The sequence below is a fragment of the Paenibacillus sp. FSL R10-2796 genome, from assembly GCF_037965315.1.
GTDB classification, from domain to species: Bacteria; Bacillota; Bacilli; order Paenibacillales; family Paenibacillaceae; genus Paenibacillus_AQ; species Paenibacillus_AQ odorifer.
The window spans coordinates 6,900,907-6,914,920 of the sequence record NZ_CP150178.1 but is presented as its reverse complement, the minus strand read 5'-3'; the positions used below and the strand labels follow the sequence as shown (position 1 = coordinate 6,914,920).

Here is a 14,014-nt window from a genome sequence, read left to right as displayed (position 1 = left end):
CGGTGTTCTTCCGCTTTTGTTTGAATATAGCTGAATCTGAAGCATATGCCCCAGAACAGGACAGCCTATGCAGGCTGCCTCATACAGGGCTTTTGAAGACGGAAGTTAAGAAAGAGATGTAATCAAATTAAACCGAGAAAATAGTGAGGTGGAGAATTTGCCGGGATTTAAAGATTTAGGAGTTTCAGAATTACTGTGTACATTGCTTCAAAGTCAAGGCATTGTTAAGCCTACGCCAGTGCAACAGGAAGCAATTCCGCCATTGGTGCAGGGCTTGGACGTAATAGCTAGAGCGAAGACAGGTACAGGGAAGACTTTGGCCTTTTTGCTGCCAATTATGGACAAGATCCATACGGAGCGGGCTTACCCTCAGGCGCTGATTATGGCTCCAACACGTGAGCTGGCTTTGCAGATTACAGAAGAGGCACGCAAGCTGGCGCGTCATACGGATATCAAAATATTGGCGGTTTACGGTGGTCAAGATGTAGAGAAGCAACTGCGCAAGTTGGAAGGCGGCAGACATCTTATCATCGGTACACCGGGCAGACTTTTGGATCATATGCGCCGGGAGACGCTGGATCTTAGCGGCGTAAAAATGCTCGTTCTGGATGAAGCCGATCAAATGCTGCACATGGGCTTCTTGGAGGATGTTGAGACCATCATTACGGCTGTGCCTTATCGTCGTCAGACTATGTTGTTCTCCGCGACAATGCCTGATCCGATTAAACGTCTCGCTGCTAATTACATGAAAGAGCCACTGGATATCATCATTAAGAGTGGTTCGCCGATTCCGCTGGATAATATCAAACAGCAAGTAGTGGAATGCTCGGACCGTAATAAAGAAGAAGCGCTCAAATCCCTCATTGAACGGGATCGTCCTTACTTGGCTATTATTTTCTGCCGGACGAAACGACGGGTATTCAATTTGAACGAAGCGCTGCAAGCAGCCGGTTATGAATGTGACGAGCTGCACGGTGATTTGTCCCAAGGTAAACGTGAAGGCGTGATGAAAAGATTCCGTGATGCGAAGCTGCAGCTGCTTGTAGCGACAGACGTAGCAGCTCGGGGTCTGGATGTTGAAGGTATTACTCACATCTTTAACTATGATATGCCGCTTGATGTGGATAGCTATATTCACCGGATCGGCCGGACTGGCCGTGCTGGAGGCAAAGGGCTTGCAATAACTTTCGTATCTCCACGTGATCAAGAGGGTCTGGATTTGATCGAGCATGGCATCTCGCAGCGGCTGGATCGCCGCCGTTACGAGAAGGATGAATTCGGCGTTGGCGAATTCATCCCTGTGCAAGGCGGCGGACGCCACGGCGGTCGCCAAAGCGGCGGCGCTGAAGCAGCGCGCACGGGCCGCGGGCCGAAGACCGGCGGCTCTGGCCGCGGCGGAGCTCCGCGCGGCGAAGGCGGAGCGCGGCAAGGTGGCCGTGGCCGCGGTAAAGAAGCAGGCGGCTGGGGCGCGCCTGCAGAAGGTCGCCGCGGTCGTTCCGATGCGGCGGCGGGCAAGCGTGGCGGCAGCGGCTATGACGCTGCTGCTCCTAAGGGCGGCGGCAAGGCTGCCGGCGTAGTGCGAGTAGGCGGCGGCTATGGCGCCTTCGCCTCCCGAGGCGAAGCGTCTGCCAGCGGTAACGCGGCAACGCCTAGCGCCGGTTCGCGCGGTGCGAACCGGAAGGGTGGACCAAGCACTGGCTACAGTGAGAACGTAGCTAGAGGTGCGGACGGCGGTGCCTACACTGGAGGCACTCCACGTGGCGGCTTAGGCAGCGGCTACGGTGCAGGCCCGTCTAGAGGCGGCAAAGGTGGTAAAGGCAGCAAAGGTGGATACGCCGGTGCCAAGGGTGGCGCTGCTGGCAAAGGCGGCCGCAACAGCGGCGGCGGATCTTCACGCGGTGGCCGTAGCAATGGATCCGGTGGCTTTAAAAGCGGCGGTCGCGGCACTTCCAGATAAAGTTAGTAGAGTTTTATAGATGAAACTTGTTACCATAGGGTAGTTAGCGCTGAAGCTAATGACCTATGGTAACCTTTATTTTATAGCGTGGAACATATTGATTTTTATATTAAAAATAGGTTCTTAGTGAAACATTTATGAAGGAAAGCCTGTCTAATAGATAAATAGAATGTTCGGCTTCGAGGAGGAAGAACTTACAGATGTCAAAAAAATTTAAAATTATAATCTTGTTAATTGTCGTTATTGCTGTCGGTTGGGGAATAGGAAAGTACACGTCTCCTTCTGCTTCGGAGAGTAACGGTTCAAATATAAATGTGGGGGATAATCTTCAAGGTGAGCCTGGGGAGACGGGGGAAAGTGATGGAGGGGGGATTACAGACCCGGCAGTAGCTGATCCATCGGATACACCAGATCCATCAGAACCCTCTAGTCCGCCTGAATCAGGCGGTGATAATGCAGGTAGTGTTCCAGATCCTATATCTGCAGAGCCTGATAGTATTACAGTGATGGTAAATAAGCAGTATGGTTTGCCTGATAATTATAAACCAACGGATCTTGTCTATCCTGATGTCCGGTTTACCTTCAAAGAGAAAATCGAAAAGCGTATGATGCGCAGCGAAGCCGCTAAAGCCTTGGAGAAGATGTTCGCAGGTGCAGAGGAAGACGGAATTTATTTAGCAGGCGTTTCTGCCTACCGCTCACAGGCAACCCAGACGACTTTGTATAACCGTTATGTGGAGAGAGACGGGGAAGAAAAAGCCCGTACTTACAGTGCAGTCCCTGGCTATAGCGAGCATCAGACCGGGCTGGCTATTGATGTCTCGGGAAGTGATGGCAAGTGTGCCGCTGAGAGCTGTTTTGGTGGGACGAAGGAAGCCGAGTGGTTGGCCAAGCATGTAGGGGAATATGGTTTTATCATCAGATATCCTGAAGGTAAGCAAGACATTACCGGATATAAGTACGAGCCTTGGCATATCCGTTATGTAGGTAAGGACATTGCTGCCTATATCAATGAGAAGGATATTACGTTGGAAGAATATTATGACGCAATTCCGGTATCGAAATAACACAGACGCAGAGAGCAGTCCTATGAAATTTGTAGGGCTGCTTTTTCTATGGCTATAAAAAGAGTTCAGAAGTTGCATTCCCTTACAGTTCGGGTAAGATACGTAGTGTAGTCTAAGTAAAAGGAAAGAAGGGGAATAAAGATGTCGATCTACAATTTTGCCGGCGTTACACCTTCGGGTAAAGAAGTGCCGTTTGCGGAGTATGAAGGTAAGGTGCTGCTGATTGCTAATACGGCTAGTAAGTGCGGACTTACGCCACAGTATGGAGATCTTCAGAAACTATACGAACAGTATAGCGATCAAGGACTTGTAGTATTAGGATTCCCCTGCAACCAGTTTGCGGGCCAAGAGCCAGGTACGAGTGAAGAGGCTGAGGAATTCTGTCAGATTAATTATGGAGTTACCTTTCCGGTATTCGCCAAAGTTGATGTTAATGGACCGGATGCCAGCCCGCTTTTCAATTATTTGAAGGAGCAGCAGCCTGGTGCTGGGGACAGCAGCGACATTAGCTGGAATTTCACGAAATTTCTAATTGATCGCAGCGGCAATGTAGTGGCTCGTGTGGAGCCCAAAGAATCGCCGGAAACGATGAAACAACATATTGAGTCACTACTGTAGATCCATTATGGGGTCAGTTGCAGAGTGATCCTCCAAGTATCCCCTCGACTCGGTTTCGACCGATGCTCGCGGGGATTTTCTTTTTTTAAAGGATTAATGGAGATTGTCTTGAATTTTTATTGTGATAAATTATACTTGACGCTTTAAAAAGACGATGTATCCTTTGAAGAGAATATAGCAACTGTGCGAACATGCATAAAAAAGCGGAGTACAGCAGGATAATAACGGCAGGAGGGTTTTATACAAGCATGAAGTTAATTACAGAGGTAGCAGCACAAGCAGGAATCGACGAGCAGCATCTGGAACTATACGGCAAATATAAAAGCAAACTCTCACCTTCCTTATGGGAGGATATGAAAAACAAGCCAGATGGCAAGCTGGTTCTGGTCACTGCGGTGAATCCGACCCCTGCTGGCGAGGGTAAGACCTTAACAACCATCGGGTTGGCGCAGGCAATGAATGCAGCAGGAGTGAAGACCGTGGCTGCTTTACGTGAGCCCTCGCTTGGACCTTGCTTAGGGATGAAGGGCGGTGCAACAGGCGGCGGGAAGTCGCAGATTGTTCCGGCTGATGAGATTAATTTGCACTTTACCGGTGACATTCATGCGGTAACTTCTGCGCATAATTTATTGTCCGCAATGATTGACAATCATATCTTCCAAGGCAATGAGCTGAGACTGGATCCGCAGCGTATCGTTTGGAAACGTGTCATGGATATGAACGACCGCAGCCTGCGCAGTATTGTGACTGGGCTCGGGGACGGAAATGGAGCGGTACGGGAAAGTGGCTTTCAGATTACAACGGCTTCTGAGATTATGGCTGTGTTATGCTTATGCGATAACCTTATTGATCTCAAGAAGCGTTTAAACCGTATTCTGATTGGATATGACCAAGAGGGACAACCGGTAACAGCCGAGCAAATCGGGGCCGTTGAAGCGATGACAGCGCTGCTTAAGGAAGCAGTTAAGCCAAACTTGGTACAGACTCTGGAAGGTACGCCTGTTATTGTACACGGGGGGCCGTTTGCGAATATCGCTCATGGCTGCAGCAGTGTTATTGGCACTCGTTATGCCCTTAAGCTGGGAGATGTTGTGGTCACCGAAGCAGGCTTCGGAGCGGATCTTGGTGCAGAGAAATTCATGGATATCAAATGCCAACAGGCCGGGTTAAACCCTTCTGCTGCTGTTCTTGTCGTAACTGTTAAGTCCTTAAAATATAACGGTGGTGTGCCTAAAGGTGAGCTTCTAACCGAGAATCGGACGGCGCTTCGCGCGGGATTGGTGAACTTAGAACGTCATGTAGAGAATCTCGGTAAATTTGGAGTCCCTGTTTTAGTTGCCATAAATCATTTTGAAGGGGACAGTGAGGGCGAGATTAATGATGTATTGGAGGCCTGCCGCAATTTAAACGTGCCAGCTGCGATCTCAAAAGTATGGGCGGAAGGTAGTGCAGGTGGACAGGAATTGGCTTCTGAACTGAACAAGCTCTTGGACAATAGTGGCCCGAGCCAGTTTGCTCCTCTGTATGAGAAGGATCTCGACATTTCATCCAAAATCAACAAAATTGTCCGTGAGATCTACCGCGGGGCAGAAGTGAACTTTTCTCCGGCGGCTAAGCGGAGTCTGGCGGTTATCGAGCGGCTTGGGCTAAATGATCTTCAAGTATGTTTGGCGAAGACGCCTTATTCCTTCTCCGACCAGCCTAGACTCCTCGGAGCACCGGAAGGCTTTACGATTGGTGTCCGAGATATTACCCTTTCGCTTGGTGCAGGTTTTGCGGTAGTTATTACAGGCAACATCGTTACGATGCCAGGTCTGCCAGCTAAGCCAGCCGCTGAGGGACTATGGATGGATGAGGACGGAGAGATTCACGGTTTGGTGTAAAAGTGTTTTAATAAAAGGCTTCTCCTTGTTGGTATTAGAGGGGAGGCCTTTTTTTATGCTTCCTTTGGATTCCTGCAAATACGGATCATAATGTACCTCCCACGTGGCAAAGCTAACGGAGTCGCATTCGGCAGCAGTGGCGGAAAAAAACTTAAAATTGTGAACAATATGAGGATATAGGTAAAAAAGACTTGTAATGTGATAAATATCACAATATAATCAGTTTATAAAGTGAAATAAATCACAACTAACCCATTGTTGATCAGATTCCATCATTGATCGGTCATGCAAGTCAAATATATAACCCGATTGTCCATTTGAAGGAGGAAGAAATAATGAAAGTAGCTGTCATTGGATGTACCCATGCCGGAACCGCCGCAATTGTGAATACTGCTCAGCTTTACCCGGATGCCGAGATTACTGTATATGAGCGTAATGATAATATTTCCTTCTTATCCTGTGGGATTGCCTTGTATGTAGGTGGAGTGGTTAAAGACCCAGAGGGGCTATTCTATTCTTCACCAGAAAAGCTTGCAGAGCTTGGCGTAAAGACCAATATGCGTCATGAAGTAACTGCAGTGGATACGAAGTCCAAAACATTGCGTGTACGCAATCTGGAGACAGGTCACGAGTTCGCTGACACCTACGATAAGCTGATTATGACTACAGGTTCATGGCCGATTGTGCCGAAGCTTGAAGGATTTGAACTCGAGGGGATTTTACTTTCCAAGAACTATGATCATTCCAACACTATTATAGAAAAAGCTAAACAAGCGAATAAAATCACCGTCGTCGGTGCTGGATATATCGGCGTTGAACTGGTGGAAGCTTTTCAAATGAATGGCAAGCAAGTTACGCTAATTGATGGTGAAGATCGCATTCTGAGTAAATATCTGGACCAGGAATTTACTGCACCGATCGAACAATCTTTTCAGGATCATGGGATTAAATTGGCACTGAATGAGAAGGTTAGCTCTTTTGCAGGCAAAGACGGTAAGGTAACAAAGGTTATTACAAGCAAAGGTGAGCATGAGACAGATCTGGTCATTCTCTGCATTGGTTTCCGTCCTAATACTGAACTCTTAAAAGGTCAAGTCGATATGCTGCCTAATGGTGCCATTGTAGTCAATAACTATATGCAGACTAGCTGCCCGGATGTATATGCCGCTGGCGACAGCTGTGCGATTCATTACAACCCTACAGGCAAACACGCCTATATCCCACTGGCAACCAATGCCGTACGGATGGGAACCTTAGTTGCGCGCAACTTGGTAACAGAGACCATTCCTTATATGGGTACACAAGGAACTTCGGGCATTAAGATTTATGAAGACAATATCGCTGCAACAGGGCTTACTGAAGAAGGAGCTAAGGCTGAAGGAATGGACGTAGAAACCGCCATGATTATTGATAACTACCGTCCAGAATTTATGCCCACCTTTGAGCAGGTTCAGTTAAAAGTAGTGTTTGATCGCGCCACACGCCGTATTCTCGGGGCTCAAATTATGTCCAAGATGGATCTGACGCAATCGATTAACACAGTGTCTGTATGTATTCAAAATCATATGACAATCAACCAACTAGCCTTTATCGATTTCTTCTTCCAACCGCATTACAACAAACCTTGGAACTTCCTGAATACAGTAGGTCTTCAAGCGCTGCCGACAACAGTACCAAGCAAAGAGGCTGTAACGGTTTAAAAAGGGACGTTGTTCCTGAGTGATTTATCGAAGAATAAGACAGCCTTGTAAAGCTAGAGAAGCAGTGATCCTCCTGTTACGGGAGGATCACTGCTTTTTTTTGTTAGGTGCAGAATGATTAGCTGCATGGGTAGGTGCAATCCAATGGCTTCGGTGATGGTAGCAAGCCAAATGTGCTCGAAAGTTACGACTAGGGTCAACTGTGTCCGATCGTGCTGAGTCATCGCCTTCTGCAGAAGCTTCCGGACTCAGGAGCTCTGTATAAGGTCAACTGAGTCCGATCGTGCTGAGTCATCGCCCTCCGCAGAAGCTTTCGGACTCAGAAGCCGCTAATTAGCAAATAATCGCCGTTTGAGCGTGGTTTCGGACTCCAATGCAGCTATTACATAGAATGAGTTACAACTAGTGTGTTTTTCGTGCTAATAGCGACCATGGGGTCCGATAGCGAGCCAAATTTGCTCAAAAGCTCTGTATAAGGTCATCTGAGTCCGATCGTGCTGAGTCATCGCCCTCCGCAGAAGCTTTCGGACTCAGAAGGCGCTATTTAGCAATTAATCACCTTTTGAGCGTGGTTTCGGACTCCAATGCAGCTATTGCATAGAATGGGGGACAACTAGTGTGTTTTTCGTGCCAATAGCGACTATAGGGTCCGATAGCGAGCCAAATGTGCTCAAAAGCTACGTATAAGGTCAACTGAGTCCGATCGTGCTGAGTTATCGCCCTCCGCAGAAGCTTTCGGACTCAGAAGGCGCTAATTAGCAAATAATCGCCGTTTGAGCGTGGTTTCGGACTCCAATGCAGCTATTACATAGAACGAGGTACAACTAGTGTGTTTTTGGTGCCAATAGCGACTATGGGGTCCGATGGCAAGCCAAATGTACTCAAAAGTTACGAATAGGGTCAACTGAGTCCGATCGTGCTGAGTCACCGCCCTCCGCAGAATTTATCGGACTCAGAAGCCGCTATATAGCAAATAATCGCCGTTTGAGCGTGATTTCGGACTCCAGTGCAGCTATTACATAGAATGAGGTACAACTAGTGTGTTTTTCGTGCTAATAGCGACCATGGGGTCCGATGACAAGCCAAATGTGCTCGAAAGTTGCGATTAGGGTCAACTGAGTCCGATCATGCTGAGAAACCGCCCACCTCAGAATTTTCCGGACTCAGAAGCCGCTATTTAGCAAATAATCGCCGTTTGAGCGTGATTTCGGACTCCAGTGCAGCTATTACATAGAACGAGTTAAAACTAGTGTGTTTTTGGTGCCAATAGCGACTATGGGGTCCGATAGCAAGCCAAATGTGCTCGAAAGCTACGAATAGGGTCAACTGAGTCCGATCATGCTGAGAAACCGCCCACCTCAGAATTTTCCGGACTCAGAAGCCGCTATTTAGCAATTAATCGCCGTTTGAGCGTGATTTCGGACTCCAGTGCAGCTATTACATAGAACGAGGTACAACTAGTGTGTTTTTGGTGCTAATAGCGACTATGGGGTCCGATAGCGAGCCAATTGTGCTCGAAAGTTACGATTAGGGTCAACTGGGTCCGATCGTGCTGAGACATCGCCCCCCGCAGAAGCTTTCGGACTCAGAAGCCGCTAATTAGCAAATAATCGCCGTTTGAGCGTGGTTTCGGACTCCAGTGCAGCTATTACATAGAACGAGTTAAAACTAGTGTGTTTTTGGTGCCAATAGCGACTATGGGGTCCGATAGCAAGCCAAATGTGCTCGAAAGCTACAAATAGGGTCAACTGAGTCCGATCATGCTGAGAAACCGCCCACCTCAGAATTATCCGGACTCAGAAGCCGCTATTTAGCAATTAATCGCCGTTTGAGCGTGATTTCGGACTCCAGTGCAGCTATTACATAGAACGAGGTACAACTAGTGTGTTTTTGGTGCTAATAGCGACTATGGGGTCCGATAGCGAGTCAAATGTGCTCGAAAGTTACAAATAAGGTTATCTGAGTCCGATGTCCGGGTGTGGGCCAAATATGCTCAAAAGCTAAGATTAGAGTCATCCGAGTCCGATAGAATGCCGATAGTGAAGTATGACGATAGTGAGGTATGACTCCAGTTAGGTATAGCTCCAGTGAGATATAGCTGCATATAGGGTCAACGGTGTCCGATAGCTGCTGCGTACGCTCAAATGTAATCCAACGAAACAAGATATGCTGGCTTAGTAGGCCAGTCGCAAACTTCTATTTGTGCACAGGTCGCAGTAAATTTGACATGTCAGTGAAAACTTTCACTTAGTTTTCTCAAAGTGATAATTATCACGTTAATGTGTTTTACGACACGCTACAATGGTCATAAAGGAACAAATTTGAAGTAAATAGATGAAGGGGATAGGAACCATGGCTTATAGCAAACCGCAGCAAATTGCCGAAGTAACTGTAGAGAACGGCATAAAAAAAGCTCATAATCCGCTAAGTACCGTACTTATTCTGGGCTTTTTGGGAGGAGCGTTTATTGCGCTCGGGTTTTTATTAGATATTCGCGTCATTGCTGGCGCACCACAGGAATGGGGTTCCATTGCTAACTTTATCGGAGCCGCAGTCTTCCCCGTTGGGCTGATCATGGTACTCCTTGCAGGTGGAGAACTGCTGACAGGGAATATGATGGCCGTGCCGCTCGCTTTTATGGCTAAGAAGATTTCTTTCTGGGAAGTTGTGAAGAATCTTTTGCTCATTACGATTAGTAATCTGGCAGGGGCATTATTTGTAGCTTATTTCTTCGGTCATGTGGTGGGTTTAACTTCAGAGGGTGTGTATTTAGAAAAATTGGTGGATATGGCTGGTCATAAAATCGATGCAGAATTCTTTCCGGCATTTGTTTCGGGTATCGGCTGTAACTGGCTCGTTGCGCTGGCCGTATGGCTCTCCTATGGAGCAGATAACTTCAGCGGCAAAATCCTTGGTATTTGGTTCCCGACGATGGCCTTTGTTGCGATAGGATTCCAGCACGTTGTAGCTAACATGTTCCTAATTCCAGCAGCTATTTTTGAAGGTTATTATTCATGGGGGCAATACTTCACTAACTTTGTTCCCGTCTGGCTCGGCAATCTAACGGGTGGAGCAATATTTGTCGCAGCTGCCTATTGGATGGCATACTTGCGTAAAGCACCTACGGCTATTCAATCCGTAGATAGCATGTCCGGCAGCAGTGTCAAAAAACACGCTTAAGCTCGTCTTATAGAGCACTCCATAGAACATTCAAGGTCTGCCTTATTGGTGGCGTTAATGTTTTAGGGGTGCTTTTTGTTATGTAGACACAAAAAAATCCGCCGTGATATATCCGCGCTCGGGGGAACGAAATCGGATCACGGCGAATTTTGAAGGGGGAGTGTTTCTAGGCTCTATTACCCCGTCTTTCTAAAAGCGAATCAGTTTCTTCTTGTTTAGTTTGCTTTACGGACGACAGCCACGGCTTTAAAATAAGAATAGATATTAGAACTAGGGAGGACTGCGGACGTGAACCCCAAGGGAGACGGGATATTTCATGCGATATGTGCGTCTTATCCTCTAGATTTCATGTATACTTTATCACGATAAAACGTCAATGTGTATGCTTGCTCATAGCCCTGTTTTGGGATGATACTGGATGAATTAATGACACATATATAACAGGGGATGTACACTACTTATGAAGTTTTTACAGGCATATCCAAAAGAAGTGAAAATATTTCTAATTGCCAGCCTAATTAACGCAACAGGTAGTGCGCTGATGTGGCCGCTCGTTACGATGTATGTATTTGATGAGCTTGGACGCAGCATGTCAGATGCTGGACTGGTGATTCTTATTCAATCGGTTGGTGGGATCGTGGGTCAACTACTCGGGGGCTCACTCTATCATAAGGTAGGCGTTAACCGGCTGATTGTCGGAGCGCTCGCCATGAATGCTTTGGCACTGTTCACCTTGCCGGCAGCTAGTAACAACTGGACGTTATTTATGGTAGCAATGGGACTGGTAGGATTATTTAATTCCTTATCATTACCTGCCATTCAGGCATTTATCGGCTTTCGTTTCACGAAGCAACGTGGTGAGCTGTTTAATGTTATTTATGTCGCCAATAATATTGGTGTAGCACTGGGGACGGCATTAAGTGGTTTTTTGGCCGATATTTCCTATATGCTAAGCTTTGTAATGAATGGTGTAACTTCGGCGGTATTTGCGGGTTTCTTTTTTATATATCTGAAGAAAATCGGTGGAGAACCTGCGCATGAGGTAATGGGGCATCAGAAGAATGAACCAGAGAAACAATCCACGTGGAAGCTAATGGGGCATACTCGTATTTATCTTTATATGGGGATCGGTTCTTTGTTCCTGCTTCTCGGTAACTCTATCTGGAATACAGGGGTATCTCCGTTCATTATTTCAGAGGGCTGGCCTAAGAAAACTTATGGTTTTCTCTGGACACTGAACGGTATTTTGATTTTTGCAGCTCAGCCATTGGTAACAATGATTAAGCGCTGGTTCGCGTCTACCTCAACGGCGCAAATGACTGCAAGTGCCCTGTTTTATTTGGGTGGCTATGCGTTTCTTTTGTGGATGCCTAATTATCCTGGCTTAGTGCTCGGAATGGTGCTTGCTACACTGGGAGAAATGCTGATTTCTCCAGCGATGCCATCCTTTATCTCGGATCATGCGGGGCGCAGCGCACCATTTTATTTGGGACTAAGCGGAGGGATAGGTGCAGTCGGGAGAGTCATTGGCCCTTACTTCATGGGCAGACTGTATGATAGCGGTGGTTTGGCACCGACAGCCTGGCTGGCCTGTGCGATGGCGCTGCTGTCTGTAGGATTTTTCGTCATCCATGCTTTAGTCAATCGTAAAGGCCATTCGTTAGAGCGGTCCGTAAGATAACTATACACAGTGGATTCCAACATCTGCTGTGAATTCTATAGAGGTGCAAGGCAAGGGGTGTACATCTTATGAAACAAATCAACAAGGCAAGGTTAACTATTAGACCCTCAGAGATTAAAGACGTGCGAGAACTGATTGATCTGGACCATCTAATTTGGACAGAGGACACTAGCCCGGGACCTATGTTGTGGCGCTCACAAGAAGATTTCTTACTGAATGCTCCCCCGGGCTCTCAGCTCGTAGCGCTGCAAGATGACAAGCTATGTGGATATGTCGGGTTTGGCTGCCCTAGTAGAATGGAGAGCAACCGGCATGTGTGCGAGGTTAATATTGCTGTTCATCCGAACTATCAACGTTTAGGCATTGGCCGGCAGCTCATGGAAGCCATTAAGGAACATGCTGCGGCGCATGCTATTCGTAAGCTTCGCCTGCGTGTATTATCCTGTAATGAATCAGCGATTTCTTTTTATCGGAAATGCGGTTTTGTGGAAGAGGGACGTCTGCGGGAGGAGTTTTATCTTGGCGGCCGTTATGTGGATGAGATATTTATGAGCTGCATGCTGACAGGAGGAAATGGATATGGAGATCGTCTCGCTTAATGTCGGTCGGCCGGTGACGGTGGATTATCGGGGAAAACCTTTGGAGACCGGAATTTATAAAACGCCTGTAGAAGGATCAGTTCAGCTTCATATCAATGGATTTGTTGGAGATGGTCAGGCAGATCTTAAACATCATGGAGGTCCTGACAAGGCGGTGTGCGCCTATCCCATTGAGCACTATCCTTATTGGGAACAGCAGCTGGGAAAGAAACTGGAGTACTCGGCTTTCGGAGAAAATATCACCACAACGGGTCTGCTGGAGATAGAGGTGTGTATTGGCGATGTATATGAAATAGGCACCACTCTGCTTCAGGTTAGCCAGCCAAGATATCCTTGCTTCAAAATCTCACAAAAGCATGGACCCGCAGATCTTCCGGCTCAAGTTCTGGATACAAGGTATAGCGGATTTTACTTGCGTGTACTTCGTGAAGGAATGATTTCAACCGGCGATGCAATTGTCAAAAAAGAAAACGGAGACAGCCATGCTTCCGTGGCGCATGTACTGCATTTAATGCAGGTTGGGCTGCAAGAGGAGGCTGCTCTGGCAGAGCTTGTGGAGCTGGAAGCCCTCTCAGCCGTAGTACGGAACAAGTTTCGAAAACAGCTGGGTATGCCAGAGATCTAATCTTGGTCTGCTCAATAAAATAAACCTGGGGGCGTATGCCAGCCAGGTTTATTTCTGCTTGCGTGTTTGTTTAACTTTGCTTTGCTTAAGTAACTTAGCCGAGCAGCTGCCACTCACTACGTAATAAACCATATACGGCGTGATTCACGTAGCCATCGGGCAGCTTTTCTGCCTGTCTGATCACACCTTCGAGCACAAAACCAAGCCGTTCAGGAATTGCCCGGCTAGTTACGTTGGCGGTTGCGCAGCGAATTTCTACCCGCTGCAGCTCCATTTCCAGCAGGGCGTAGTCTACTAGAACTCGGCAGGCACTGGTCATATAACCTTTGCCTTCATATCCATCACCAAGCCAATAACCAATCCCTACGGAACGGTTATGCCAGTCAATCTGGTGATACCCAATGACGCCAGCGAGCTCGCCGCGGACCCAAAGTCCAGCAGTGAAGGCGCCATTGTCGGTGCCTTGTTTTATAGCATTTTTAATGAAATTAAGGGTGTGATCCTGTTCCGTAACGGCATCAACCCAAGGAAGCCATTGCCTAAGTCGTTCCCGCGAGCGCTCCACTAACGCGAATATGTGCCTAGCATGCTCAGGCATGAGTGGCTTTAAGATAAGCTCTTCGTCGATGACATAATTAAACAAGCAGTTGCCTCCTTTTCGGCACAAGGCCTTATGTATGATTATGGATTTTTTCTTATGATTA

General features: G+C 47.4%; 10 protein-coding genes. 9 read left to right on the top strand and 1 reads right to left on the bottom strand.

All coding sequences use genetic code 11. The annotated features are described in order from the left end of the window. The first annotated feature begins 157 nt into the window (after positions 1-157). The 9 genes from NST58_RS30875 to NST58_RS30835 all read left to right on the top strand — a co-directional run bounded on the left by NST58_RS30875 (position 158) and on the right by NST58_RS30835 (position 13,310). The gene (locus NST58_RS30875) at positions 158-1,957 is read left to right on the top strand and encodes a DEAD/DEAH box helicase (protein WP_339245320.1); all 1,800 of its coding nucleotides are present in this window, start codon (positions 158-160) and stop codon (positions 1,955-1,957) included. A gap of 200 nt (positions 1,958-2,157) precedes the next feature. Beyond that, complete coding sequence (locus tag NST58_RS30870) at positions 2,158-3,024, top strand: M15 family metallopeptidase (protein WP_076179201.1); 867 nt, start codon at positions 2,158-2,160, stop codon at positions 3,022-3,024. A 141-nt stretch (positions 3,025-3,165) separates the two neighbouring features. Next, on the top strand, positions 3,166-3,642 hold the full coding sequence (locus NST58_RS30865) for a glutathione peroxidase (RefSeq protein WP_036681956.1): 477 nt from the start codon (positions 3,166-3,168) through the stop codon (positions 3,640-3,642). A gap of 248 nt (positions 3,643-3,890) precedes the next feature. Beyond that, positions 3,891-5,525, top strand: coding sequence for a formate--tetrahydrofolate ligase (locus NST58_RS30860; protein WP_339188800.1), 1,635 nt, complete (start codon positions 3,891-3,893; stop codon positions 5,523-5,525). Positions 5,526-5,860: 335 nt separating this feature from the next. Further along, a complete protein-coding gene (locus NST58_RS30855) occupies positions 5,861-7,225 on the top strand; it encodes an FAD-dependent oxidoreductase (protein WP_339245317.1) in 1,365 nt (454 codons plus the stop codon). 2,352 nt (positions 7,226-9,577) lie between these two features. Further along, a complete protein-coding gene (locus NST58_RS30850) occupies positions 9,578-10,405 on the top strand; it encodes a formate/nitrite transporter family protein (protein WP_036681949.1) in 828 nt (275 codons plus the stop codon). Positions 10,406-10,865: 460 nt separating this feature from the next. Continuing rightward, on the top strand, positions 10,866-12,086 hold the full coding sequence (locus tag NST58_RS30845; RefSeq protein WP_076192335.1) for an MFS transporter: 1,221 nt from the start codon (positions 10,866-10,868) through the stop codon (positions 12,084-12,086). Positions 12,087-12,154: 68 nt separating this feature from the next. Continuing rightward, positions 12,155-12,685 carry a GNAT family N-acetyltransferase gene (locus NST58_RS30840; RefSeq protein ID WP_038573668.1) on the top strand — a complete coding sequence of 177 codons (531 nt, stop codon included), beginning with the start codon at positions 12,155-12,157 and terminating at the stop codon, positions 12,683-12,685. After that, complete coding sequence (locus NST58_RS30835; RefSeq protein ID WP_081387844.1) at positions 12,666-13,310, top strand: MOSC domain-containing protein; 645 nt, start codon at positions 12,666-12,668, stop codon at positions 13,308-13,310. Before NST58_RS30840 ends, NST58_RS30835 begins: the two co-directional genes overlap by 20 nt. Positions 13,311-13,404: 94 nt before the next feature. Here NST58_RS30835 and NST58_RS30830 read toward each other — a convergent pair whose 3' ends face one another. Further along, on the bottom strand, positions 13,405-13,953 hold the full coding sequence (locus NST58_RS30830; RefSeq protein WP_036681941.1) for a GNAT family protein: 549 nt from the start codon (positions 13,951-13,953) through the stop codon (positions 13,405-13,407). Positions 13,954-14,014: the final 61 nt, after the last annotated feature.